This window comes from Vibrio agarilyticus (assembly GCF_012641465.1).
Taxonomy (GTDB): domain Bacteria; phylum Pseudomonadota; class Gammaproteobacteria; order Enterobacterales; family Vibrionaceae; genus Vibrio; species Vibrio agarilyticus.
Genome location: NZ_JABAIK010000020.1, coordinates 1 through 26,077 on the forward strand (window position 1 = coordinate 1; position 26,077 = coordinate 26,077).

19 protein-coding genes are annotated in these 26,077 nt (G+C 44.1%); 3 read left to right on the forward strand and 16 right to left on the reverse strand.

Annotated elements, in window-relative coordinates; all coding sequences use genetic code 11:
- Nucleotides 1-73: 73 nt before the first annotated feature.
- The 16 genes from HGP28_RS15960 to hrpA form a co-directional block, all read right to left on the reverse strand.
- Nucleotides 74-712 carry a response regulator transcription factor gene (locus HGP28_RS15960; RefSeq protein ID WP_168837473.1) on the reverse strand — a complete coding sequence of 213 codons (639 nt, stop codon included), beginning with the start codon at nucleotides 710-712 and terminating at the stop codon, nucleotides 74-76.
- Nucleotides 705-2,060, reverse strand: coding sequence for a cache domain-containing protein (locus HGP28_RS15965; protein WP_168837474.1), 1,356 nt, complete (start codon nucleotides 2,058-2,060; stop codon nucleotides 705-707). The genes HGP28_RS15960 and HGP28_RS15965 overlap by 8 nt, the downstream gene beginning before the upstream one ends.
- Nucleotides 2,061-2,255: 195 nt before the next feature.
- Nucleotides 2,256-3,539 (reverse strand): TRAP transporter large permease, encoded by a 1,284-nt coding sequence (locus HGP28_RS15970; protein WP_168837475.1) that lies wholly within the window; start codon nucleotides 3,537-3,539, stop codon nucleotides 2,256-2,258.
- A gap of 11 nt (nucleotides 3,540-3,550) precedes the next feature.
- Complete coding sequence (locus HGP28_RS15975) at nucleotides 3,551-4,087, reverse strand: TRAP transporter small permease subunit (protein ID WP_168837476.1); 537 nt, start codon at nucleotides 4,085-4,087, stop codon at nucleotides 3,551-3,553.
- Between the two features lie 225 nt (nucleotides 4,088-4,312).
- Nucleotides 4,313-5,416 (reverse strand): TRAP transporter substrate-binding protein, encoded by a 1,104-nt coding sequence (locus tag HGP28_RS15980; protein ID WP_168837477.1) that lies wholly within the window; start codon nucleotides 5,414-5,416, stop codon nucleotides 4,313-4,315.
- Between the two features lie 756 nt (nucleotides 5,417-6,172).
- Nucleotides 6,173-9,220, reverse strand: a complete 3,048-nt coding sequence (locus HGP28_RS15985; protein WP_168837523.1) for an efflux RND transporter permease subunit — start codon at nucleotides 9,218-9,220, stop codon at nucleotides 6,173-6,175.
- A 2-nt stretch (nucleotides 9,221-9,222) separates the two neighbouring features.
- Complete coding sequence (locus HGP28_RS15990; RefSeq protein ID WP_168837478.1) at nucleotides 9,223-10,362, reverse strand: efflux RND transporter periplasmic adaptor subunit; 1,140 nt, start codon at nucleotides 10,360-10,362, stop codon at nucleotides 9,223-9,225.
- 522 nt (nucleotides 10,363-10,884) lie between these two features.
- Nucleotides 10,885-12,282: an O-antigen ligase family protein gene (locus HGP28_RS15995; RefSeq protein ID WP_168837479.1), complete on the reverse strand. Its 1,398-nt coding sequence runs from the start codon at nucleotides 12,280-12,282 to the stop codon at nucleotides 10,885-10,887.
- Between the two features lie 25 nt (nucleotides 12,283-12,307).
- Entirely contained in the window at nucleotides 12,308-13,573 is a 1,266-nt protein-coding gene (locus HGP28_RS16000) for a hypothetical protein (protein ID WP_168837480.1), read from the reverse strand.
- Between the two features lie 102 nt (nucleotides 13,574-13,675).
- Nucleotides 13,676-14,410 (reverse strand): CpsB/CapC family capsule biosynthesis tyrosine phosphatase, encoded by a 735-nt coding sequence (locus tag HGP28_RS16005; protein WP_168837481.1) that lies wholly within the window; start codon nucleotides 14,408-14,410, stop codon nucleotides 13,676-13,678.
- A gap of 10 nt (nucleotides 14,411-14,420) precedes the next feature.
- Nucleotides 14,421-15,134: a hypothetical protein gene (locus HGP28_RS16010; protein ID WP_168837482.1), complete on the reverse strand. Its 714-nt coding sequence runs from the start codon at nucleotides 15,132-15,134 to the stop codon at nucleotides 14,421-14,423.
- Nucleotides 15,134-17,368 carry a GumC family protein gene (locus HGP28_RS16015; protein WP_168837483.1) on the reverse strand — a complete coding sequence of 745 codons (2,235 nt, stop codon included), beginning with the start codon at nucleotides 17,366-17,368 and terminating at the stop codon, nucleotides 15,134-15,136. Before HGP28_RS16015 ends, HGP28_RS16010 begins: the two co-directional genes overlap by 1 nt.
- A gap of 41 nt (nucleotides 17,369-17,409) precedes the next feature.
- A complete protein-coding gene (locus tag HGP28_RS16020; RefSeq protein WP_168837484.1) occupies nucleotides 17,410-17,955 on the reverse strand; it encodes a polysaccharide biosynthesis/export family protein in 546 nt (181 codons plus the stop codon).
- 14 nt (nucleotides 17,956-17,969) lie between these two features.
- Nucleotides 17,970-19,190, reverse strand: a complete 1,221-nt coding sequence (locus HGP28_RS16025; RefSeq protein ID WP_168837485.1) for an outer membrane beta-barrel protein — start codon at nucleotides 19,188-19,190, stop codon at nucleotides 17,970-17,972.
- 276 nt (nucleotides 19,191-19,466) lie between these two features.
- Entirely contained in the window at nucleotides 19,467-19,946 is a 480-nt protein-coding gene (locus HGP28_RS16030) for an outer membrane beta-barrel protein (RefSeq protein WP_168837524.1), read from the reverse strand.
- Between the two features lie 147 nt (nucleotides 19,947-20,093).
- Complete coding sequence (hrpA, locus tag HGP28_RS16035; protein WP_168837486.1) at nucleotides 20,094-24,074, reverse strand: ATP-dependent RNA helicase HrpA; 3,981 nt, start codon at nucleotides 24,072-24,074, stop codon at nucleotides 20,094-20,096.
- Nucleotides 24,075-24,270: 196 nt separating this feature from the next.
- Here hrpA and HGP28_RS16040 point away from each other — a divergent pair, with 196 nt between their 5' ends.
- From HGP28_RS16040 to HGP28_RS16050, 3 genes are all read left to right on the forward strand, one after another.
- Nucleotides 24,271-24,849, forward strand: a complete 579-nt coding sequence (locus HGP28_RS16040) for an FMN-dependent NADH-azoreductase (RefSeq protein WP_168837487.1) — start codon at nucleotides 24,271-24,273, stop codon at nucleotides 24,847-24,849.
- Between the two features lie 230 nt (nucleotides 24,850-25,079).
- Nucleotides 25,080-25,451, forward strand: coding sequence for a VC1380 family protein (locus tag HGP28_RS16045; protein WP_168837488.1), 372 nt, complete (start codon nucleotides 25,080-25,082; stop codon nucleotides 25,449-25,451).
- 76 nt (nucleotides 25,452-25,527) lie between these two features.
- Complete coding sequence (locus HGP28_RS16050; RefSeq protein WP_168837489.1) at nucleotides 25,528-25,974, forward strand: tellurite resistance TerB family protein; 447 nt, start codon at nucleotides 25,528-25,530, stop codon at nucleotides 25,972-25,974.
- Nucleotides 25,975-26,077: the final 103 nt, after the last annotated feature.

A 26,077-nucleotide genomic window follows, 5' to 3' on the forward strand; every position in this document is an offset into this window, starting at 1 on the left:
AAATCCTCGCCTCACTGACAAACCAAGTCATTCTCGCTGAACCATGCATCTTGAGGTTACTTGGGTATATACCCTACTCAATCAACCCAGCTTCTAGTGCGTATTTAGCAAGCTCAGCGGTGCTATGAATATCGAGCTTGTGCTTAATATTTTGTCGATGAGTTTCGACGGTACGGTAGCTAATGTTTAAAAGAGAAGCGACCTTTTTACTACTATGGCCCTGAGCAACGAATTTCAATACGGCCTCTTCGCGGCGGCTTAATGGATTCGACTTTGATACTTTAGGTATCACTTCTTGCGTAAATAGTGTTTGTGCTACTGACTCGCAGAAATACGTCGCCCCCTGATGAACCGTTTTAATCGCCTGCACCATTTTTTCAGCAGAGATCTCTTTGAGCATATAACCCAAGGCACCAGCCTGCATCACTTCCATGATGTATTCCCGCTTATCGTGCATAGTGAGCATCAATATTTTGGCTTCTGGATTTGACTCGCGAATCAGCTTCGTTGCCTCAATACCATTCATTATCGGCATGCTAATATCCATTAGGATCACATCCGGCTTTAGCCTAGCAACAGTATCGACTGCCTCTAAGCCGTTACTGGCGGTGCCAATCACATCAATTCCCACCTCCCACTCTAATCGAGCAGAAAAACCATCGAGAACGACTTGGTGATCATCCACTAGCACAACTTTGATTGATTCATCCATAATGTTGTTCCTTTAACTCGAGCATAACCGTAATTTCAGTGCCAAGCCCGGGTTCACTAACCAGTTCAAACTCGCCGCCGATAAACTCGACCCGTTCTTGCATATTACGCAAACCGATGCCCTGCTTCATTGCTCGATTATGAGGGTCAAAACCAATACCATCATCGCGGATCATTAATTGAAAAATATTCTGCAGCCGCTGTAAATTCACCACAACACAACGCGCTTTTGCGTGTTTTTCAATGTTATTTAACGCTTCTTGCGTCACTCGATATAAAGTGGTCGTTACTTCAGATTTCAGTCGATACCCTTGCATCTCAAGATAAGATTCAACTTCGATACCAGAATGTGAACGAAAATCGGATAACAAGGTCGCCAACGCAGCTTCGAGCCCAATATCATCTAATGCGCTAGGGCGAAGCTGATGAGATAAGTGACGCACTTCATTGATCGCCGTAATTAATGAGTATTGTGATTTTTGCAAATGGGTTTTCATTACGGGATCGGTCAGTTTGTCACTCAAAAGCTCCAAATGACAACGACTCGATACCAACAGTTGATTAACCCCATCGTGCAGCTCTCGCGCAAGATGTTTTTTTTCATCTTCTTGAAACATTACGGTGCGGTAAGATAGCTCTTTCAGATTACGATCGGCCAATCTATGCTCATGCATATTAATAGCCAGGGTTATGACAACAATAACAGCAACCATCACCGATAAGATCACCACGACAGAAAAGAATGTCGTCTCAATATTGCGCTGAATCACTGCATGCATTGCCGCCACTTCTTGACTGACATCCTCAAAATAGAGCCCCGTTCCAATCATCCACTGCCAATCATCCAGCCACCGTACGTAACTGAGTTTCAACACCGTCTCACCTGTCGAGGGCTTTTGCCATAAATACTGTTCATATCCACCGCCTGCTTGCGCCTGCTGCAGTAACGACTGAATTAAATATTTACCCTGTTTATCTTGAAGATTAAGAAGGTTTTCTCCAACCAATTGAGGCTGAACTGGATGAACAATATTGACCCCATAACGGTCATATACAAAGAAATAACCATCATCGCCAAAGCGCATATTAGTCAATATGTTGCGAACTGCTTGCTGAGCTTCACTTTTGGGTAGTGATTTTTCTGTGTATATCGGTGCGATAGCGCTCATTGCTAAATCAACACTATCTTTGAGTGCTCGCTCGTGTGAGGCAATCAAGCTTTTCTCAAAAATCGCTATCTCGCGTTCACCTAACAAGCGGGCTTGATAAATGGAAATCCAACTTATCCCACCAGAGACCAAAAGCAATGGCACGAGCGCTAATAGGATAAGTTTGACTTTTAATGGCATGACTCACCTTTCATTCCCCTACAGCCATTCGGCTAGGACATTGCTATAGTCAAACCACGTGACGATGCAGGCGGGCGACAAACGAACAAAGCAGCACTTCGTATATCTAGATATACCTAAGTGACTCCAAGAGGAAAAAGTATAACGGTATAATTAACAAAATTTAAACACCCACATCACAGGTTTGATTTTTACCTAAAAACCATAAAATTGTGGGAAGAATAATATTGACGCCAATACTGCAATTTGTATCAAAATAAAGGGCACCACACCGCGATAGATATCGCGAGTTGTGACACCGTTTGGTGCTACGCCTTTTAAGTAAAATAAGCTAAAACCAAATGGAGGCGTTAGAAATGATGTCTGTAAATTCATTGCGATCAAAATGGCAAACCACGCCATATTTAAGCCCATTAACTCTGCGACGGGTGCAATAATTGGCACGATAATAAAGCAGATTTCAACAAAATCGATAAAAAAGCCTAAAATTAGGATCACTAGCATGGTGATAATTAAAAAGCCCCACTTTTCACCAGGAATTTGTAACATCCATTCTTCGACTAAATAGTCACCGCCTGTATAAGTAAAAGCCATTGAGAAGGCTGTCGCTCCGAGTAAAATAGCAAATACCATCGCCGTGACTTTCACGGTCTCTTTTGCTGCATCATAAATCATTCGCCAGCTAAATTGCCGATACACAATTGCCAATACAATCGCACCAGCGCCACCCAAAGCAGCTGATTCTGTCGGCGTCGCAATTCCTGCAAAAATTGACCCTAAAACCACGATAATAAGTGCAAGTGGCGGAATGACCGCTTTTAACGCATTACGCACTTCCGCTTGTCGACTGATTGAGGGGTCACGTTCCATTGCTCTGGCAGCGCTAGGATAGATTTTTGCGTAAATAAGAATGTAGATAATGTACGCACCGACCAAAATCACCCCTGGCCAGATCGCTGCCTGAAACAAGTCACCAACGGGGACGCCAAGCACATCGCCTAATAAAATTAATACGATGGATGGCGGAATAATCTGCCCGAGCGTGCCAGATGCGCAAATCGTGCCACAGGCTAATCCTTTGTCGTATTGGTATTTAAGCATCACAGGAAGAGAGATCAGTCCCATTGCGACCACTGATGCTCCCACCACGCCAGTAGAGGCTGCAAGTAATGCGCCTACTAATACGGTCGAGATGGCAATACCGCCTCGCACACCACCAAAAAGGCGTCCCATCGACTCCAAAAGCTGTTCAGCAAGTCGCGTTTTTTGCAACACTAAACCCATAAAAACAAAGAGTGGCACTGCCATCAATACCGTATTACGCATAATGGACTCGATGCGATACGGCATAAAAGCAAACATTTCCCAACCTTCAGCCCACACGCCAAAAATAAGTGCGATGCCACCAAATGTAAACGCAACTGGAAAGCCTAGTAATAAGGCAAACAGCGCGACAAAAAACATAATTATTCCGATCATTGCCCGCTCCTCTACGACCTATTTGACGGTTGATGCATCAGATATGGATTAAAAATTTTATTAAGTGAATGAAGTATCAAGCCGACACCTGAGAGTGCCATTAAGAAAAATGAAAGTGGTATCATCGCCTTAATAATCCACCGGTGACTAAGCCCGCCAGGATCGCCTGACGTTTCTCCAAGAAGGTAACTCTCTTTTGCAAAGTCAATGCCGTAGAAAGCGACCAAAAGACAAAATGGAATTAAAAATATTGTGGTGCCTAAAATATCAATGATCGCTTGCGCTTTTGTCGACAAACGTTCATAGAATAAATCTACTCGAACATGCCCACCAGCTTTAATGGCATAAGGTACGCCAAGCAAAAATACCGCAGAAAACAGGTGCCATTCCAATTCTTGAAATGCGATAGACACGTCATTAAATGCATAGCGCATCACAACATCGTAGGTCACATTTATAAGCAGTAATAAAAACAACATGCTCGACAGCCAACCTAGTCCGTCGGCAATTCGATTGAATAAGCGTTCAATGTATATCAGTTTTCTCATTTGTATTGGCCTATAACGCAGAGTGAATACACCACTCACTCTGCTTATTGATGAATAACCCACCCTAAATTACACAGTTAGGTATTTATACCCAACCAACTTGAAGTTGCAGGTAGGCGACAAGTGAGCAAAACCTTCGAGCACTTCATTAACATAGATAAATGATGTGATGAGGTTTGTGAGTGCCTGTCAACAACGCTGCAACTTCAAGTAGGAAGGGATAGGTTATTCTGCTTGGCTATTAAGATAAGCACCGTGAGAAATGGTGGACCAAGGGCGAACTTGTTTGATGTAGTCCGCTTGTGATTGCTGTATTTCCGCCGCTAATGGGTTTCCTTCAGCGTGCTTAGCAAGTAATTTGGTATTCGCCGTTTTCAATGCCGCCATCACCTCTTCTGGGAAGTTCTTCACTTTCACATCTGGATAATCTTGCTGAATTGAGGCCCAGTTTTTGCCGCTTTCGTGCTTTGATTGAGTGTACATATCGTAAGCCGCAGTTTTCATGGCGATGGTTAAGATGGCTTGTAGATCTTTTGGAAGGCTATCGAATTTACGTTTATTAACCAAAAACTGCAGTTCCGTACCCGGCTCGTGCCAGCCGGTGTAATAATAAGGTGCGATTTTATGAAAGCCCATGCGCAAATCTAACGATGGACCCACCCACTCTAGTGCATCAATCGTTCGGCGCTCAAGTGATGTATAGAGCTCGCCCGGTGCAATGTTAGTTGGTTTTGCACCGAGTTCAGCTAAAATTTCTCCTGCAAATCCAGGAATACGCATCTTTAACCCTTTAAGGTCAGCAACTGTATTAACCTCTTTTTGAAACCAACCGCCCATTTGAGTATCAGTATTTCCGCCTGGGAATGACAACAAGTTATGAGGGGCGTAAACCTGCTCCATTAACTCCATACCACCGCCATGGTAAAACCAAGCGTACTGCTCGGTTGGCAACATGCCAAACGGCATCGATGTAAAATAGAGTGTGTTAGGCACTTTCCCTTTCCAGTAATAAGAACCTGAATGGCCCATGTCATACTGGCCTGATTTCACCATATCAAAAATACCCAATGGGGCTTTATGCTTATTGGCAGAGTCGATACGAATAATGAGTCGACCATTGGACATCTCTTTCGCCATTTTTGCCATATTTTTAGTGGCATCACCAAAGATAGGAAAATTAGGTCCCCACGTCTCTGCAAGCTTCAAACGATAGATTTTATCTGCCGCCAATGCGTTAGTGGCAACTAACGATGTCAAAATAGTGGCTACTACTGTGGTTTTGGTTATTGTTTTCCAAACTCGCTGTAATAATTGTTGAATTACGCTCATTATGTTCATCCTTTCGTCACGTTAATGCTGGTTATACCCTTTCCACTTGAAATTGCAGCGTTGTTGGCTGGCTCTCACAAACCTCATCACATAGTCAATCTATGCTAAGAGGCTTTGTTTGCCGCCTAGCTGCAACTCCAAGTTGTTTGGGTATATGCAGACCAGAGCGTTCACTATGCCGAGTAAATAGGTTGAAAACATTGGCAAGAACACGCACAGCGCCAATACAGTCAGTAACAAAAAAAGCATCAATATCGACCTTAGTATTACGTATTAATGCGTAAGATAATGTTAGGCATGGTTATTTGATTGGAGAAAAACTCACGAAACATAATTTTTTATTTTTAAAATCAAATAATTAAAAATAAAATCAATGAGAACAAAAAGAAACAGTCACTAAAGACCAAGGCGCTAATACGCACGTATAGATACGATGACTTACGTTAATGGGATTTGATTATTTTGTGATCGCACGCATCTCATCCGTTACTCATGTCCAGACAACTTACCGTTGCTGTTAGATCTATACCCAAACTAGTTGAAGGTGCAGGTAGGCGACCAGCAAACAAAGCCGCTGTACACTTCGTGAACATAGATACACTATATGATGAGGTTTGTGAGTGCCAGTCAACAACGCTGCAGCTTCAAGTAGGACGGGGATAGTTATAAAAAAGCCTCGGCATCAATAGTGACCGAGGCTTTTATACACTGACTTATACCCTTCCTACTTCAAGTTGTTTGGGTATACAGGCTTAACTAGCGTGCGACTTTAATACGAAAAAACATCGCATAAAAAAGCGGAATAACCACTAGAGTCAATATGGTAGCAAACAACAAACCGAACATTATGGTTACCGCCATACTCTTGAAGAACGGGTCAATCAATAATGGCGCTACACCCAATATTGTGGTCAAAGCGCCCAGCATAACCGGCCGCACACGACTCAATGCGGCATCGATAATCGCGTCAAACCCCGCTTTTCCTTGGCTGATTTCAACATCCGCTTGATCAACCAAAACAATCGCATTTTTGACCATCATACCAATCAAACTTAGGAAGCCCAAAATTGCCATAAATTCAAACGGAGTCTGGAACAATATCAGGCCAACGGTTACCCCGATAAGGGCCAAGGGCGCAGTAAGCCAAATAACCAAAGGTTGTCGAATTGCATTGAACATGAAAATAACCGCCAGAATCATTGCCGAGAAGCCATACGGCGCGGAAATTACTATACCTTCATTCGCCTCTTTTGAAGCTTTATGTTCGCCATACCAAGTCAGTTCATAGCCCGCAGGCAGGGTCATTGCCTCAATTTTCTCGCGAATAGAATTAAACGCATCAGCGGTTAATACACCAGGGGCAGGATCTGCCTGTGCCAGTAAAGTGGGCATTCTATCGATACGACGTAACATGGCGTCTTGATATTCAAGATCGACCGATTCGACCAATTGACTCACAGGAACAAAGGTTCCGGTTACTGAGCTAAAGACCTCACTGTTTTCTATCGCTCTTTGATGCTGACGCTCAGATTCAGGCGCGCGCGCAATGATAGGAATGAGATCATCCCCTTCGCGATAAACACCGACATTTTTACCCGCTAGCGTCTGCTCGATAGCGCCGTTTATCTCTTGCGTTGTTAAACCAAATCGCTGCGCTTCTTCACTGGAATAGACGGGACGAAGCACTGGCACTTGCTGGCGCCAATCGTCTTGAATGGCAATCAAATTAGGATCAGCGTGCATTAGCGCCTTCGCTTGCTCAGCTAACTGGCGCAATACTTGACTGTCTGGTCCACGGAAACCCGCTTCGATTTTTTTACCGCCGCCACGGCCAAGCATAAACTTCCAAACTTTGATTGAGGCATCTGGGTATTTTTCATCAAGCTCGTTTTGTAGCGTCGTGATCAGAGGCGCGATTTTTTTATAGTCGTCAATATCAATGAGCAACTGCCCATAAGCACTGTTTCGTGCTTCCGGAGAATAACTCAACATAAAGCGCAAACCACCACCACCGATGAAACTGGTAATGTTACTGACGCCCTCTTGCTGTTTTACATCCTGCTCAATCTCAGCGATCACCGCCTCAGTTCGCTTGATGTCACTCCCTTGAGGTAAAAAGACGTCTACCACAAATTGTGGCCGCTGGGAGTCGGGCATAAAGCCGGGAGGCACAAACTGAACGCCCCAAATCGCAGCGCAGAGTGAAGCAATAATTGCAGCCGTGCTTATCAATCGATAACGTAATACCCAAGTTAATAAACCCTTATACAGACCCACCATAGCATTCGGCTTACGATTAGGATCAACTGGTTTCACTTTGAGGAAGTCATGACAAAGCATGGGTGTCACAGTGACAGCAAAGAGCCAACTCAGCAGCATCGAATAAAGAATCACCCAAAATAACGAACCGGCGTACTCTCCCATATCCGATGGCGACAATCCAATTGCACTGAAAGCACAAATACCAACCACTGTGCCACCAAGCAGCGGCCATTGGGTTGAGCGCACCACATCAGAGACAATGTTTGCTCGATCTTCATTCGGGTCTTGTTGCAATCGCACCAATACGCCATCTGTCACAACAATGGCATTGTCTACCAGCATGCCAAGCGCAATGATCAAAGCACCCAAAGAGATCCGCTGCATCGCGATATTTTCTATCAGCATGATGCATAAGGTACCAGCAACCGTAAGCAGCAAAACAAATCCAATGATGATGCCTGAGCGAAGCCCCATAAAGACTAACAGTACAACAAACACAATCACGACAGCAGCGATCAGGTTGTCAATAAAGTTTGCAACTGACGCGCGAACCGAATCTGACTGCATTGAGATGACATGCAATTCCATTCCAAGAGGACGCTGCCCCTCAAGCTCGGCAAGGCGCGCTTTTACCGCATCCCCCATATCAACCACATTTCCGCCGGAAACATTTGAAATGCCAAAGCCAATAGCGCGCTCACCGTTATATCGCATCAACATGGTCGCGGGTTCTTGATATCCTCGTACCACATTCGCTATATCGCCCAAACGCAGCACAGTATTGTTATCACCGACCGCAATTTGCAGATTCTTTAGATCAGTAAATGAATCAATGTTTGAGCTCGGGATCACCGGAATACGCATAGAGTCGGTTGCAACACTACCCGCTACCGTGACCATATTTTGTTTCTGTAGCACTTGATACACTTTCTGTGCTGACACGCCAAAGTTTGCTAGCTGCTCGCGAGACATCTCGATAAAAATCGCTTCTTGCTGCTCAGCCAGTGTTGCGGTTTTTGCCACGCCAGGCACAAGCACCAAATCACGGCGCAGTTCATCAACGTACTCTTGCAGTTGTTTATCGCTGAACCCTTCCCCTGTGACGGCAAAAAAGAGCGCGTACACATCAGCAAAGTCGTCGTTTACAATGCTTGGCCCAGCACCTGGCGGTAAAGAGCGTTGTACGTCGCTGATCTTTCGCCGCAGTTTGTCCCAAACTTGCTGCAGTTCGTTTGCATTAGCCGCAAATTCAAGTTTAATCTCAACAGTCACCTCAGACATGCCCTGTTTTGAAACCGAGCGCACCTCTTTTAGCTCTTGCAAAGATTGTACTGCACCTTCAATCACGTCAGTGACTTCATCTGCGACTTCCTGTGCGGTTGCCCCTTCATATGGGGTATAAATCATCGCTTGCCGAATAACGAATTCGGGATCTTCAAATCGACCGAGTTTGAGGTAACTGATGTAGCCACCAATGAGTACAAGGGCAATCATTACCCAGACACTGGTGCGTTTTGCCAGTGTTATGCGTGCTAAGTCCATCATTACTCTCCACGGCCTTCATCAGTGTAGGGGCGAACTTCCATCCCCTCCTGTACACTCGACACACCGGCAATAATGACTTTTTCACCACGTTGCAAATTGGCTTTTACTTCCACGCGATCTTGATTCAAAGCACCAATTTCAATCGCGCGGCGTTGTACTTTATTTTGCTCATCGACAACCCAAACAAATTGGCCACCTTGATTATCCGGCACCAAAGCCGTAAGCGGTACGGTGATAGTCACAAGATTATCAGTGTCAGCCTCATTAGCGACCGGCATGACCTTGACGGCCATTCCAGGCAACACCCGATAGCCTTTAAGATCGTCAAACCCGAGCACAACAGAATACGTTTGTGTCACAGCGTCTGCCTGAGTGGCATAGGTGCGCAGTGATAACGGGAAGCGCTGATTAGGAATTGCGGTAAGCTCAGCTTCAACATTCCCCTCTTTCTGACCATTTAAGATCACGCTATGAGGTATCTGAATAACGACCTCAAGATCATCGAGATTGTGCAGAGTGAAAACGGGCGCATTAGCTTGAATTTGAACATGATTATCGCTCAGCTTCCGCCCAATAATTCCATCAAATGGCGCATACAATCGAGTGTATTCAAGTCGGCGCTCAGCTTCAGCAACATGGTTTTTTGCTAAGTTATAACGCGTTGTAATGGCATCTAAATCACTTTTAGCAATCGCTTTGCTCTTGTTGTAGATCGCGCGAGCTCTGTCGTATTCAACCTTACTGTTATCAAGTTCAAGACGAGCAGACTGCAACGCTGTTTTTGCATCGCGGTCATCTAACTGTGCCAATAACTGCCCTTGCTTGACCTGATCGCCCTCTTTGACATTGACATCCGTTAGCAGTCCACTGGTGCGAAACGAAAGATCGGCCCGCTCTGCCGCCCTAACAACACCATTAAAACTGAGATCCGCTCCACGCTGAGCAGTAATGACTTCAATAAGAGCGGGCTTAATCACAGGTGCGACAACGACATCGGATTCTGGCTCCTGGCCACACCCTGTCGCTAATAAAATAGAGGCACTCACTGCAGTGAACAAAAACGTTCGCTTACCATTTAGGTAGCATCGCTTCAGAGCGGGTCGCTGAAATAAGCTCGGCGTTAACGAAAATAGACTCATGGTTTTATAGACCTCATCTAAGGCGATCGGAAATCGCGTTGAAATGCGACAACATGCCACACAAAAGTAAACTCATGAGTTTATTTTATTGCTCTCTCAAAGAAAGTAAACTCGTGAGTGTACATTTTTGTAAGTTTGTTTTACCAAGAGAGAGTATCACTCTCTTTCGTGGTTATAATTTTATCGATCAACTCATGTTAAAAAATGCAATCTGTATCATAAAAGCAGAAAGAGCTGGGGTAACTGCGAAACCCACGCAACTTACAGATGCGAGGTTTAGCGAGAATGATTTGGTTTGTCAGTGAGACGGGGAATTGACGATTGAGTGGCTCTCAATCGTCAATAAAAAGGCTATACCCAAACAACTTGAAGATGCAGGTAGGCGACCAGAGAACAAAGCCTCTGAGCATAGACAAGCTATGTGATGAGGTTTGCGAGCGCCCGTCAACACCGCTGCAACTTCAAGTAGGACGGGTATACAACTGCAAGTTATGTAAGCATGTGAGGCATGAACAAAAACCGTTATCTGAAATGCTGATATCCTTCACGAGGCATTTTTGCACAAATACAAACTATTGAGAGAACCGTTAAGAAAAGCACGGCGTTTGCTGTCGGCTGCAAGTTAAAATCAACCAAGATATGAATAAGCATGGCAAGCATCGCCATCAAACAACCTAGTGAGAGCCCCTTCATCATGCCGCTTCGTCGAGTGCGTAATGTATGAATCGATAACATCAAACAATAGATAACAGGGCAAACCAAAATCGCCGTTCCAAGTACTCCCGATTGGAATAAAAACTGAATATACTCATTGTGGGCGTGATCAAAAAATTGGGTAATTGTCTGTTGATGGTACGCAGGAAACACACTGTAGAAGGAACCCGCACCGGAGCCAAACCAGATATGATCACCTATCGCTTGTAAACTCCACGCCACAATTTCCGGACGAGCCTCAGAGGCAATTACCGTTTTATCAATACGTTCTTTTACGGTATCAAGACCGAAAATAGCCCCAACGAGCAGAGCGTCAATGACCAAAATACTGATGATTAGCACCACAAGAGCTCGAGGCTTATTCTTATAAAACAAAAAAGCAATCAAGGTTGCCATAACGGTGCTCATCATGAATGCTGTATTACCCATACGAGAGCGCGTCATAATTAAGGCGATAACCATAATGATCAGACTTAAGCGCACAATCATCTTATCACTCATGAATACCACAATAAGTCGCTGCATACGCTCAGCCATCGAGAGTCGCTCTGGTCCTGTATGTGACATGCGAGCAACAATTAAACCGATGCCCAGGGATAGACAAAGTAATAAATAATTAGCAAGGTGATTACGATACACGAATGAACCATTTGCGCCATTTTGTGTTGGCAAACCAAATATCGGGCTCGAGGAACTGTCACTGAGCGCCAACATACTCGCATAAAAGGCTTGAATTGTCCCCGAAACAATAATTGCTAAAACCAGCGCATAAAGCCTGCTGCGTCGGTCAATTAAAATCGAAAGATTCAATACCCAACAACAGTACGCGAATCCCAAGATGAGCATCAACTGAGTATGATGAATATCGAGAGTAATAGGGGCGTAATCGCGATTAAATATAGAATACGCCTTAGCTGAGTTCGGCGATAGCGCAGAGAGCCAATCAAGCGGTAACGGGACCAGTTGGAACGCTGTAAAACCTTGAAATAATATGAGCGGCAATAACAAAGGCAAGATGCTTTTAACTTGCCGCCAAGGTATAGTCGAGCGATAACACCAGATTACAGCACAAGTCTGAACAATCACCATCACTTGAAAAATGGACCAAGCCCACGGGCGATTTGAGCCCAATGGTATTGGCAACCAAACAATGGTTACCAATACCAAAGCAAAAATGACAGAATCAACACGTCTTTTTAATAACATTGTGTCTTATCTCATTCTTACCGTATTAATTTGGTGAAGCCACACCACCACTTCCGCTGCCGCTACCACCACTGCCTGTGCCAGGAAACGTCGGCGTTGATGGAGCTGAGTCACCACTACTGCCAGAGTCATTACTGCCACTGTCGTTACCTGAATTATTAGGCTGTGACGGCGCAACATCAGTCACATCACTGCCTGAGTCGTTATTTGTGTCAGTTGGCGCGGTCGCATCCGGCTGCGCATTGTCATTTTCTGCAGAATCTGATGACGTTGAATCATCACTAGCTTGCGTCTCAGATGTGGCTTCCTCGGCGCTATCTGTCTCGTCAGTAGCGGACTCCTCAGTGCCCGCCTCCTCTGCAGCCTCCTCGGTGCTCGCTTCATCGTTGCCCTCAACACCTGCAGCAGGCGTTGCCTCAGTAATTTCAGTGGGGTCAACACCATTGACCAAGGCGACCTCAATAATCGCCTCTGCGTCATCACTGACCGCGACAGCGGCATTGAACACTTCTGTGGCAGCTTCAGGTGCAGCCTGAATAGCGACTTCAACTATGTCGGTCTGAACCTCAGGGGCTGCTTGAATTGCGGCTGCGACAACAGCTTCCGGACTATCTGTTTGGGTGACGGCGGCTTCAACAACCGCCACGGCAAGCTCAGGAGCAGACTCAATTGCCGTAGCCACCACCGCAGCCGCATCATCGGTATTAGCGACAGCCACTTCCACAACGGCGACCGTCATTTCAGGTGCCGCTTCAATCGCAGTCGCAACCACGACAACTGCATCATCGGTATTAGCCACAGCCACTTCCACAACAGCGACCGTCATTTCAGGCGCAGCCTGAATAGCTGCAGCAACAACAGCTGCTGGGTTCTCACTTTGTGCAACGGCAACTTCAACAACCGCGGTGACCATTTCTGGTGCCGCTTGAATCGCTGTCGCAATAATGGCGGTAGGATCGTCGGTCTGAGTCACCGCCGCTTCAACCACCACTACCGCCATTTCTGGCGCTACCTGAATCGCACTTTGTGCCAACGCTTCAACCGAAACACTCGAATTTTCAGCCGCAAACGCCAGTGCAGAAGCAACTGTTTCAACATTACCTGCTGCGACCATGGCATTTATTACCGCTTGCAGCGCTTCAGGCGATTCCGCTGCAGCATCAGTCAGCTGCTTTTGCTGCGCTTGCGTCAATACATTAATTTTAAGGCTATCCTTTTCCTGAGCGATGGCGGGTAATGAAAACAGTACCATTGCTGTGATCATCGAAACTTTGTGTTTAATCGACATCATTGTCTTTCCTTTTAACTCGTATAATATTTCACTGACATATTTCTACAGCCAAGTAACCTCGTGAAGCGTGGTTAAATAGATAATCACTTGGATATAAATATTTTAAGCACAATCATTAATGCAATTTACAAACAACATTTTGGGGTTATTAACAAAGAGATCATCGACTATTTCCTTGTCGAAATAATTGTTAATTTTATCTCTAGCACTAAGCATTTGACATGATCGATGGGTAAGATTGTGTGTATCAGAAGCGATACAAAACACTTTATTACTCTCAATGAGTCCCATGGCAAGAGCCATACTTTCCTGTCTAAAACGGCCGATTATTGAACTTGCGGTAATTTGCATTAAACACCCTATTTCAACTAAAGCGCTTATCCCGGCTGATGAGTTATACCAGTACCGGCAACGTTCAGGGTGAGCAATGACGGGTATTACGCCATTATTTAACAACCACTTACAGAGTTGATTTGTACCACTAGGATAATGATTTTCCGGCAATTCAAGAAGAACATATTGAGTTTGATCTTTTTTTGCTAAGTAAGGTACTTTATTATTTTTTACCCACGGGACTAAATCAGGTGTTAAATGAACTTCTGCTGCATATTTTAACTTGGGAATATCATGACGCTCGCCAAGATCTGAACAAAACTGATGATATGCTGAGGACAAGGTAGATATTGTATTATTAAACTTTCCCAATCGAATATGCGGTGTCGCAATAACCCCCTCAATACCCTGCTGATACATCTCTTTTAGTATATCTAGTGACGTGTTGAAATCTTTTGGTCCGTCATCAATGTTCGGTATTACATGAGCATGAATATCGTACACCTATCACCCCTTAGGTATTACATCCTGGCAATATTATTTGTGTCATTGTGACCAGACGACACGCTCTATCCTTTGCATCGTTGGATAAATCGCTAATAATTCTTGTCGCTAAAGACGGCTGAAAGCGAATCAGTGAAAATAATGAACGAGTAGCTCCCGCTTTTAAATTACTATCAGCTGTAAGCCAGTGTTCAAAGACAATACTAACGTAAGTCGACTTTACCTCAATTGAATGTGGTCCATAACGTTCTGCGTAGATCAACCATTGTTCAGGATTACGCCCTATAAAATAACCAATTTTTGCTAAATTAACATAAGACATGAACCAAGTTGGTCGCCGCTGAACACTTTTTAATTCCAATTCGTATGCCAACTCAAGATAAAAACGTTTTTCAACCGGATTAAAGATCGACAGCCACACATAATGTGAACTGGCCAAGCTTAGGTAATGTGGGTGCTGTTCATCCAATGCTCGCATCCACTCAACTAACGTTGTTACACCCTTGATATCTTCGAGATCTGGTTTTGAGTTAACATTGTATTCACCTAGCCAACGTTCATGCTTATAAGCGACCAATTGAGAAAAAACATTCGCTAGTCCAAAATTAACTGGCACAATTATAATGCCGAGCACCCCAATTAAAACGATAGCTCGAAACACTCTTTTTTGCCATATTAATGGAACAAAAAATAAAAAATTATCTTTAATTCCAGCGCGCATCATTACGCTTTCCCCGATACATCATTATGATAGTGATATTGATACTCTGAATAATAACTGTAACTTTCTTCGTTTTTGCGCTTTATTCCATTGACAACTAAACCATCCAAATGAATGTTGTGGGTAAACAACTTATCTAGAGTTTGTCTTAATTGCTCTTTTTTACTTTGATTTATGCGGCTTACGACAATAACGCTCTTGATCAATGATAATACTGTTAACGCATCACTAAAAAGCAACATGGGTGGTGTATCAACAATAATTCTATCGTACTTAGTGGCAAGATCATCTAATAACTGAACAAATCGTTCCGATGAAAGGACTTGCTGAGGGTTCGGTGCAACAAAACCTGCTGGCATAACATCAATATTGTGCGCTTCTATATGGTGAATACAGCTATCAATATCGTGCCCCATAAGAAGATAATGCGTAAGACCTGAATCTGTATTGCTCAACCCAAATCGACCTGCAAGAGAAGGCCGTCTTAAATCCGTGTCAATCAATAACACTCTCTCAGACGCCGCCATTGCCAGACCAATATTTAGTGATGTGGTTGTTTTTCCTTCAGAGGGCAGTGCAGATGTCACAGCATAAATCTTCTTGTCCGAGTTCAAATAATTAATTAGTAATGAGGTTCTAATGCTCTGAAACGCTTCGCTGAATCCTGTTTTACTATGTTGATTAAAGTCCTTTGCAAAATAATCGGCATTAATTGTGCTTTTTACATTCGCGACATAGGGAACACATCCTAACGGCGTAAGCCCAAACTCTTCCGAGTAATCATTTGTGGCTTGAAACGTATTCCTAAAGACTTCAAGTAGCAAAGTCGAAGCAACAGAAACCATAAGACCTAGCAAAGATGCGAGTACAACAATTAATGCCTTTTTCGGCTTAGAAGGCACTAAGGGCACTAGTGCCTCATCGGTGAATCGTACCGAGATAGGCGTGAAGTCAGAGGTAGCGCTGGTTTCTTTCTGCCGAGTTAGAAAGAGTTCAAATAGCTCTCGATTGGTGGCAACTTCGCGCTTTAAGATGTCATAACGCGCTCTTTTAACGGCAATTTCTTGAAATTCATCTTTTTTCTCAAGCATTTCATTATTGAGTGCGACTTCAAGCTGGCGAACACTTTTTAACTCTTGTTCAATACCGCTGGCAAGCTTGCGAATAAAAGTCTCAGATTGTGCTTTTACCGCTGAATATTGAGATTGAGCCTGAATCATTTTGTCATGTTTCGGCCCATACCGTTTTGCGAGTTCGTTGATTCGATTTTCTGCCTCTGTTTCTAACGTTAACATCTTCTTGACTTGAGGATGATTGGCAATCTCTGACACCGATGCCATTGCGACGATATCGGTACTACTGTTGTCTTTAAGTACTTGAAAAATCGATTCTGCCGCTACTCTACGACTACGAGCATCTGATAGTTTTTTGCTTAATTCGGCAAGCTCATTTGATGTAAGGTTATCAATACCACTGGAGTCGACTAAACCTTCGCTGGTTAGAAAATCAGTTAATGCCCTTTCTGACTCCGCTAGCTGTAATTTCAGCTCTTCCGCTCTACGACTGAGCCACGAGCTCGCATCTTGAGTGGCACCAATTTTTGACTCCAGCGTCATATCGATATAAGTATGCCCAACTTCGTTTGCGATTCTCGCCGCCAATTTAGCGTCTAACGAAGTAAAACTGATTTTTACTAACTGAGTTTTACCCACCGATACGACGGTTAACCCAGCGCGAAAATTATTTAGCACTCGCTGGCGTAGTTTTTCTTGTTCTAAAGCGGGATCAAATTGCTGCCCCTCACTTTCAAATAGGGCTTTATAGACAGGAAGTGACCGATAGATACTCTGAATTTGATTTAATAAGCTTGAATCGTCAACCTCAAGATAGCCATTAAACTCAGGCAAATCTTTTAAGCGCAGCTGGGCAATAACTCGCTCAGCCAACTGATTTGACTTTAAGATCTCTAGTTGAGTGAGAAAGTATTCCTTTTTGGAATTATCAACACCAACAACATCTTCAATTGAAACCGTATTGTTCTGCTGGCTATCTAAAAGCAAAGTTGCCGAGGCTGTGTAGCCTGGCGGAATCGATTTCACGAACAATGTTGCTAGTGCTGCGCAAAGTAACGTAAAAAGAAAAATAACCCAAATTCTCTTCCTGAGAATTTGAAACAATTTACCCAGATCAATTTCATCGTGATCTGGTTTATTTTTTTGTGTTTGAGAAACGTCCATTTATACTCATCCAGCGTTAATTCGTACTGGTTTTTTTCACATTAAAAGAAGGTGTCGTCGATAACTATAATATCGCCAGGCTTTACCGCTGCGGTCAGCGGGGCTTTACGCGTCACTTTATCAGCCAACGTTACGGTAGAGGTCACCTCAATGGAATTACGATTCGCTCTATCAGTAAAGCCACCCGCTAGCGCTATTGCTTTGTCAACGGTGAGACCGGGCTGGTATTCATACCCTCCCGGCTTTTTAACTTCACCATTAACGAAGAATTGACGAAATGACGTGACGTTGACTCGTACTTTCGGCAAGATTAAATAATCACCTCTCAGTCCATCATGAATCGCTTGACGCAACTGATGCACGGTCATTCCGGCTGCCATAATCGTTCCTAGGTAGGGATACTCAAACTGACCACTCGCATCAATCATAAGATCCATTGACAGCTCTTCTTCGTCATAGACGCTAATAGAGATAGAGTCGCCGGCGCCCAATACATAAGCACTTGCATCGGACGCTAACGTGTTGTGGCTAATAAAAATTAAGACCGCAGTGATAATTACAGCAATCCTTTGCTGCCAATATTTCATAATTCACGTCTCAGTTAGATAGTAAATACAAGCGCTAACGATGTGATCCATTGGTCATAACCAAAGTTCTCTCTATTCGACTCTTTAATCGTTCTGTCTGCGCCAAGCGTCATTTCTGACCAACGATTAAATTGATACGTCGCGCTACCACCAAACCCTCGGGTTTTATCTTTACGACCACCCACGGTATATCGGTCATCTTTATAGTTGGTTGCCAGTCGAGTGCTAAAGGCGCTAAACCAACTGTGTTTCCAATACGCACTGTAGCTGGTACTGTCATTGGTCCCATTACCAACACTCGGATCTTCTGCGACCTTGCCAGTGTCAAAGCCAATGGTTGAGTGTTCAAATGGTGTCCATGTTAAACCGACACTCCACGATAAACTGTCAAAATCACTGTATGTCGTATCGTATCTCTTATCCTGCCAACCAACTTTTAAGCTCCCTTGAGTTTTACCTGTCAGATCCCAAGATGTGCCGATATAGTAGAGATAATGCTTATTATCTTGAATTGAATCATTTGGGAACTTACTGTCTGCCACGGAAACATCGACAAACCAATAAACATCATCGCGAGCGTTAATATCCAATTGAGCGCCTAGAGTCACTTTGTCATTATCCTTAAAACGCGTTGACCGATTGGCAAATTCACCCTCAATATGGCGAAAGTTTTTATAACGTTTCTTAAAGTACTGTCCAGACACCGACAAACGACCTTTTGCACCGTCAGCGCCATATTGATACAACGCCTGTAGTGTTACATCGTCATATTTGGTCAGTTCATTAATCACATCTCCTAGCCCTTCTGTCGCCCCCGATCCCGGCGTGTCATATTCATAGGCATAACCGGCATTGAGTATGAGACGGTTTCGAATATTGAGATCCAAATTCGCGTTTGCATCGACATAGAAATTGGTGTGATCGAAATTACTGTCAGTAGAATAAAAATTACTGCTTGAGCTTACATCAAGGCCAAAACTGCTTGCACCTCGCTCAGCAACAAATTCAAGTCGTGGCGAAGCGCTATAAATATGTGAGCTGTTTGGCTTCGATGATTGGGTGTAGTTATCATCGTAGGCCCACTCTAGATTGAGATAAGGGGTGACGGATATTCCACTGCTGGTATCAATTGGGTTGGGCGATAAGGCTGCAAATCCAATGCTTGGATAGGCTAGGAAAAAGGTAAGACTTCTGACAATTAGCGGTTTATTATTGCTCATAACTCGTGTGCTCATTGTTTGCTCCATGTCCATCGTGATGTATTTTCACAAAATACTCACTTAGTTTCACATCATTTCAACACAAACATCCATTCAGCACAACCCAACACTTTCGAATATCATATAATTCACGTGAATTGTTGCAACAAATGCGCAACCGCACTGAATCGACATCACGTTTTAAATTATGGTCAACAAATAGCAAATAAAAAAGCCGCTTTAATTAAAAAGCGGCTAATCATCTTTGCCTTTAGACTGGTTTACGAGTAACAGAATACTCGCAAGTCAGATTTACAAGAAATGGAAACTCGCGTTAAGTGAAAACGTTTCCGCCTCTTTATTGTCAATAGTGTAATTCATATAGCTTGCGCCAACTGAAATTGGGCCAAATACAAAATATTCTGCACCGACACCGAACATCAAATCAGTACCATCTTTATTTGCGGCGCCTGAGATTTCATTATCCCAGGCATGAAAACCACCTTTTGCCCACACATGCAGTGGACCCAAATCAATACTTGGCTTTAATGCCGCGTAATATGTCGTGATTTTATTGTCTTTGCCTTTAATGTCAAAAGTACCAAGGTTCGTCAAGCCGGCTTCAATACCAATAATCGGTAAAATCCCAGTCCCAACATGCAGGTTATAGGCAGTATCGCTCTTACCATCAAAATCAGACGCGCCGACAGACGCTCCACCATAGATCCAAGAGTCTGCGAATACGCTGGTTGATGCACCAAATAGTGCCAGCGCGAGTAATGATTTTTTCATCATAAACCTTCTTATATTAGTGTTGCCGCGTTCATGTTCAATGCGGCAAACTTTATCCCCAAATGGCAGTGAAACCATAAATAGCCAGAACGTGCTGCAACATTTGTGCCGTCAACACGCCAAAATATTGACCATTTTTAAATGAGATTAACAAGCCTCTATTGCATTTTTGACTCGCTTATCTGAGACCGGGTATGGCGTTCCTAGCTGCTGAGCGAAAAAGCTCACTCGAAGCTCTTCAATCATCCAGCGGATCTCTTTCACATTGTCAGGTACCGCCATTCCTTTGGGTATTTTATTGAGTAATTCCCTATAATCTTGTACCACAGACTCAATTTTGAGCATATGCAGCCGATCTTTATTTGGGTCAATCGGCAATTTTTCCATACGCCGCTCAATGGCTTTCATGTAACGTAAAATATCGGGTAAACGTTGCCAGCCACATTCGGTTGCAAAACCTTTGAAAATCAAACCTTCTACTTGCGCTTTAATGTCTGACAGCGCAAAAGCCATCGTAAAGTCAATTTTGCCTTTTAGCTTTTTATTGATATTAAATGCTGTAGTCAAAATAGTCTCAACTTGTTTGGCGATTTCTACCACGGTATCGCCCAGCTCGGCACGCACATGCTCCTTTAACGCCTCAAATTGCTCGGGTTGCCAAACCAAACCGCCGCGCTCTTCTATCAGTTTATCAATGCCGCATGCGATACAATCATCAATAAGATCAAGCACTTTGCCATAAGGATTAAAGTACAGTCCCAACTTGGATTTATTGGGCAAATTCGTGTGCAAATATTTAATTGGTGATGGCACATTAAGCAAAATTAACCGGCGCTGCCCTGCGCGCATGGCCTGCATCTGCTCTTGCTCTGTCTCATACAATTTGATTTCAACACTGTCTTTACCGTCGACTAACGCAGGATAGGCTTTAACCTCATAACCGCCGCGCTTTTGCTGGTACACTTTTGGCAACTCACCGAAACTCCAAGTGTGCAAACCTTGCTGCTCAATGTCATCATCGGCGACTTTAGACAGCGTCTCTTGCACCTTCGCTTTTAAACTCTCTTTGAGCGCATAAAGATCTTTGCTCTCTTTAAGTTTACGATTGCGGTGATCCACAGCACGGAACGTCACTTTGAGATGCTCTGGCACTTGGGCTAAATTCCAGTCATCTCTAAGTAATTCAACCCCCGTCATTTTCCGCAGCTCTTTTTCAAGTGCATCAAGAAGAGGAAGTTCAAGTGGCGTCACTCGCGCTAAAAATGCATCGGCGTAATTTGGCGCTGGAACAAAGTTTTTCCGCAATGTCTTTGGTAATGCTTTGATCATCGACACCACCAGTTCATGGCGTAGCCCTGGGATATTCCAATCAAAACCAGCAGATTCAACTTGGTTAAGAATCGGCAATGGAATGTGCACCGTGACACCGTCACTATCATCACCGGGTTCAAATTGATAACTGAGCTTGAGCTTTAAGTCATTTTGATACCAAAAATTTGGATAATCCAAATCTGTCACGTGGCTGGCGTCATTACGCAGCAACATCGCTTTTTCAAAATTAAGCAGTTCAGGGTTTTCTTTGCTCGCCTGCTTCCACCAAGTGTCAAAATGACGGCCTGAGACCACATCGGTGTCGACTCGTTGATCGTAAAAATCAAACAGCTCATCGTCATCTACTAGAATATCTCGACGACGCGACTTATGCTCAAGCTCTTCAACTTCTTCAAGCAACTTACGATTTTGTTTGAAAAACGCGTGTTTGGTCTCCCATTCACCTTCTACCAGCGCGCTACGAATAAACAGTTCACGACACACAGTAGGGTCAATGTGACTGTAGTTAACCAAACGTTTGGGCACAATTGGCACGCCATACAGCATCACTTTCTCATACGCCATGACTGCTGCCTGTTTTTTCGACCAATGCGGCTCACTGTAACTGCGCTTAATTAAGTGTTTTGCCAGCGGCTCAATCCATTCCGGTTGAATTTTGGCGATAATCCGGCCCCACAGTTTTGACGTTTCGACAAGCTCAGCGGCCATGATCCATTTCGGCTGCTTCTTGAACAAACCTGAGGCTGGGAAAATATGAAAGCGCGCATTTCGAGCGCCTTGATATTCGTTTTTTTCCTGATCCTTAATCCCAATATGCGACAACAAGCCAACTAAAATCGCACTGTGAACTCCCTGATAACTGCCCGGCTCATCGTTAAGCTTGAACTCCATCTCGCGCATCGATTGATGAATTTGAAAATAGACATCTTGCCATTCACGCACGCGCAAGTAATTCAAATAATCTTGTTTACACTGGCGACGGAAATGATTTCCAGAAAGTGACTTTTGTTGCTTTTGAATGTAATCCCATAGATTTACCAAGGTCAAAAAGTCCGACTCTTCGTGGAAAAAGCGACGATGTTTGTCGTCAGAACTTTGCTGTTTATCACTTGGGCGTTCACGAGGATCTTGAATCGACAGTGCAGACGCAATCACCATCATCTCTTTTAAGCAGCCGAATTTCGGTGCTTCTAGTACCATTCTTGCTAAACGAGGGTCAATCGGTAATCGTGCTAACTGACGCCCAATCGGGGTCAGCCGTTTTTTCACGTCACGCGCTTTTTCATCAATGGCGCCAAGCTCTTCAAGTAGACGCACACCATCTTGAATATTGCGCTTATCTGGCGCTTCAACAAACGGAAACGCTTCAATATCGCCAAGCCCTAAGGCGGTCATTTGCAAAATAACCGACGCCAAGTTGGTGCGCAAAATCTCTGGGTCAGTAAACTCAGGACGGGCGTTGAAATCCTCTTCGGAGTACAAACGAATACAGATACCTTCGGCCACACGACCACAACGGCCTTTACGCTGGTTGGCACTTGCTTGAGAAATCGGTTCAATCGGTAAGCGCTGTACTTTAGTGCGATAGCTATAACGACTGATACGCGCTGTCCCCGGGTCAATAACGTATTTGATCCCGGGAACCGTGAGTGAGGTTTCTGCTACGTTAGTGGCAAGTACAATACGACGGCCTGCGTGTGGCTGAAAGATTTTGTTCTGCTCACCTGCTGACAATCGTGCATAGAGCGGCACCACCTCGGTCGATTTCAGATTACGTTTATTCAACGCATCGGCAGTATCACGAATTTCGCGTTCCCCATTCATAAAAATGAGGATATCCCCGTACCCTTCGTCGCATAACTCATCAACGGCATCAAAAATCCCAGCCAGTTGGTCACGATCACTATCCTCCTCCCCCATTAGCGGGCGATAGCGCGTCTCAACTGGATAGGTTCGCCCCGACACTTCAATGATTGGCGCGCCACTAAAGTGCTTTGAAAACCGCTCGGGGTCAATCGTTGCGGAAGTAATAATGACTTTTAGATCTGGGCGACGAGGCAACAACTCTTTTAAATAACCTAAAATAAAATCGATATTCAGACTGCGCTCATGCGCTTCATCAATAATGATGGTGTCATATTGATTCAAAAAACGGTCGTTTTGAATCTCAGCCAATAGAATACCGTCTGTCATCAACTTGATTTGCGTCTTATCAGAAAGCACATCATTAAAACGGACTTTATAACCGACGAAATCACCCAACGGTGTTTCCATCTCTTCAGCAATACGATTTGCCACAGAGCGCGCAGCCAATCGACGAGGCTGAGTATGGCCAATTAAACCAAATTTACCTCGCCCAAGTTCAGCGCATATTTTCGGTAACTGCGTTGTCTTACCCGACCCCGTTTCACCAGCAACAATCACCACCTGATTTTCAGCGATCGCTTTAGCGATATCGTCTTTTTTCTGACTGACTGGCAATTGCTCTGGATATTCAATTTTGGCATGAAATGCCGCGCGGCTTTGCGCTTCCATCATCGATTTTGCAATATCAAATGCGATAGCATCAAGCGCACTGTGACGCGCCGACTCCTTCTTGATTTTGCTTGCTCCAGCAATCCGTTTACTAAATCGAAAACGATCGCGAATCATGCAGTCGTTTAACGCATTACGTAGCGCCGTAGGTGAATTAGCGATTGATGAAGTTGAATTGGCTTTTGATGACGTTGAAGATTCAACGTTCTGATTTTTATTACTTTCTGATGAAGACGAGGTCAAAACATGTCCTATTGTCATGGAATCTATTCAGCTGCACCAATTGTAACACAGCCCAGTTTCAGTTGAGCAGCGCTTTCTTGTGTCGTTTACAACGAGATAGCACTGCCCTTTTTGTTCGAAAAAATTGAACATCTGCAACGAAGTAGTCGTATTTTCTCAGCGAAAATGCTCTCTATACTGAGAATCAAACAAGCTCATAGGAAAGGAAATTACCATGACTCAAGTTCTTGCACTTAAATCAAGCATTCTCGGTGAACACTCTCAATCTAACAAATTAGTCGAACAATTTATAAGTCAACCTGCTAACTCAGCGGTCATCACTCGTGATCTCGCCGCCGAACCTCTGCCAATTTTGGATGCGGCTGCCATGGCAGCACTCACAGCAAACGATCCGCTGCACCCTATTGTGTCACTCTCAAACACGCTGATTGAAGAGATCAAAACTGCTGACACTTTGGTTATTGGCGCGCCGATGTACAATTTTACGGTTCCTACACAATTGAAAAACTGGTTTGATTTAATTGCACGAGCTGGCGTGACCTTTCGCTACAGCTCGGCAGGACCTCAAGGCTTATTGACGGGCAAGAAAGCAATTGTCATCACCACGCGTGGCGGCGTTCACAAAGCGCAGCCGAGCGATGTTGTCACGCCCTACTTACGCGCTGTATTGAGTTTTGTCGGTATTGTCGATATCGAATTTGTCTATGCGGAAGGGCTAGCAATGGGTGACGACAGTGTCGCGAATGGACTAGCGGATGCTCAAAAGGCACTCAATGCGTTAAACGAAAGATAAATCCTTTTATTCCCAAACCACTTGAAGATGCATGCAGGCGTAAAACAAACAATAACTCTGAGCAGTTCGTGAAGATAAGCTATATGATTAGGTTTGTGAAAACCTGTCCTTAGTTTTTTAAAAGAAAAGCACTGCAACTTCAAGTGGAACGGGTATCGGCCAATAATAAAATTCACATCTTACTGATAACTCTATACACTGCATTTTTGACCTTCAGAAATCATTCCCTAGTGAAAGCTTCAGAACTCTCAAAACAACTACACGCTCTACCTGCACACCTCGATCCTGATATTGTGACCGGCGAAAACTGGCTCCCGGAGCGGCTTGTCACTACACAGCTCGATGATAATCTGTTGTTTTTGCATTTCGACAGTGCGCCAGAGGAGAGCGAAGGAGACGAAGCACGAGGTTTTGTTGAGCACGAAATCGCTTTAATCCGCGAACGCTTGGACAGCATTTTAAATTGCGATGAGCCAATGACGACCAAAAGTGACGCCTTGCTGGCACTATTTTTACTCGGGCACGAGCGAAGCAGCACCGAAGTAATTGAAATGTTAGAAGATGCCTCAGAACACGCCTTTGATGAGTCTTATTTGAACTGATGAGTCTATACTCATTAGCTTATAAACTAGATTTTTTAACTGCCTATTTCACCTCATTCGAATAAGGATTGTTACTATGTTTTCTACCCTCACATCCCTATTTAAAGAGTTACTTGATGGCCGCGACCTCGGCCAAACTGCCACAGCCACGCCAGATCTGGCCATAGCGTGTTTACTCAGTGAAGTCGCAGGGGCCGACCACCAACTCGATCCGCGAGAAAAAGACGCAAAATGTCACTTTCTAACCAAGTTACTTGGCATCGATACTGATGCAGCAAATTCACTCATTGCCCAAGCTGAGCAACGACGTACTCAATCGGCCTCTTTGTATGAGTTTACCACTCAGCTACGCGAATTGAGCCAAGAGCAACGCTTTGAACTCATTAAAGGAATGTGGGAGGTCGCCTATGCAGATGGAACAATTGACCCACTTGAAGAGGCAGTGATTCGTAAAACCGCTGAACTTATTTATGTTGATCATAGCCAGTTTATTCGAGCCAAACTGCAGGTGATAGGCAAATAAATTCTTCCAACGCACCGAAACCATTTGACGTTTCAGCCTTGTATAGGAAGGAGATAGCGTCAATTTCAATTGACTAACCACTAGAATCTTCGATAATTTCCGC

Coding starts and splice junctions, on each gene's coding strand:
- HGP28_RS15960 (WP_168837473.1), bottom strand. CDS start 712: ATGGATGAATCAATCAAAGTTGTGCTAGTGGATGATCACCAAGTCGTT.
- HGP28_RS15965 (WP_168837474.1), bottom strand. CDS start 2,060: ATGCCATTAAAAGTCAAACTTATCCTATTAGCGCTCGTGCCATTGCTT.
- HGP28_RS15970 (WP_168837475.1), bottom strand. CDS start 3,539: ATGATCGGAATAATTATGTTTTTTGTCGCGCTGTTTGCCTTATTACTA.
- HGP28_RS15975 (WP_168837476.1), bottom strand. CDS start 4,087: ATGAGAAAACTGATATACATTGAACGCTTATTCAATCGAATTGCCGAC.
- HGP28_RS15980 (WP_168837477.1), bottom strand. CDS start 5,416: ATGAGCGTAATTCAACAATTATTACAGCGAGTTTGGAAAACAATAACC.
- HGP28_RS15985 (WP_168837523.1), bottom strand. CDS start 9,220: ATGGACTTAGCACGCATAACACTGGCAAAACGCACCAGTGTCTGGGTA.
- HGP28_RS15990 (WP_168837478.1), bottom strand. CDS start 10,362: ATGAGTCTATTTTCGTTAACGCCGAGCTTATTTCAGCGACCCGCTCTG.
- HGP28_RS15995 (WP_168837479.1), bottom strand. CDS start 12,282: ATGTTATTAAAAAGACGTGTTGATTCTGTCATTTTTGCTTTGGTATTG.
- HGP28_RS16000 (WP_168837480.1), bottom strand. CDS start 13,573: ATGATGTCGATTAAACACAAAGTTTCGATGATCACAGCAATGGTACTG.
- HGP28_RS16010 (WP_168837482.1), bottom strand. CDS start 15,134: ATGATGCGCGCTGGAATTAAAGATAATTTTTTATTTTTTGTTCCATTA.
- HGP28_RS16015 (WP_168837483.1), bottom strand. CDS start 17,368: ATGGACGTTTCTCAAACACAAAAAAATAAACCAGATCACGATGAAATT.
- HGP28_RS16020 (WP_168837484.1), bottom strand. CDS start 17,955: ATGAAATATTGGCAGCAAAGGATTGCTGTAATTATCACTGCGGTCTTA.
- HGP28_RS16025 (WP_168837485.1), bottom strand. CDS start 19,190: ATGAGCACACGAGTTATGAGCAATAATAAACCGCTAATTGTCAGAAGT.
- HGP28_RS16030 (WP_168837524.1), bottom strand. CDS start 19,946: ATGAAAAAATCATTACTCGCGCTGGCACTATTTGGTGCATCAACCAGC.
- hrpA (WP_168837486.1), bottom strand. CDS start 24,074: ATGACAATAGGACATGTTTTGACCTCGTCTTCATCAGAAAGTAATAAA.
- HGP28_RS16040 (WP_168837487.1), top strand. CDS start 24,271: ATGACTCAAGTTCTTGCACTTAAATCAAGCATTCTCGGTGAACACTCT.
- HGP28_RS16050 (WP_168837489.1), top strand. CDS start 25,528: ATGTTTTCTACCCTCACATCCCTATTTAAAGAGTTACTTGATGGCCGC.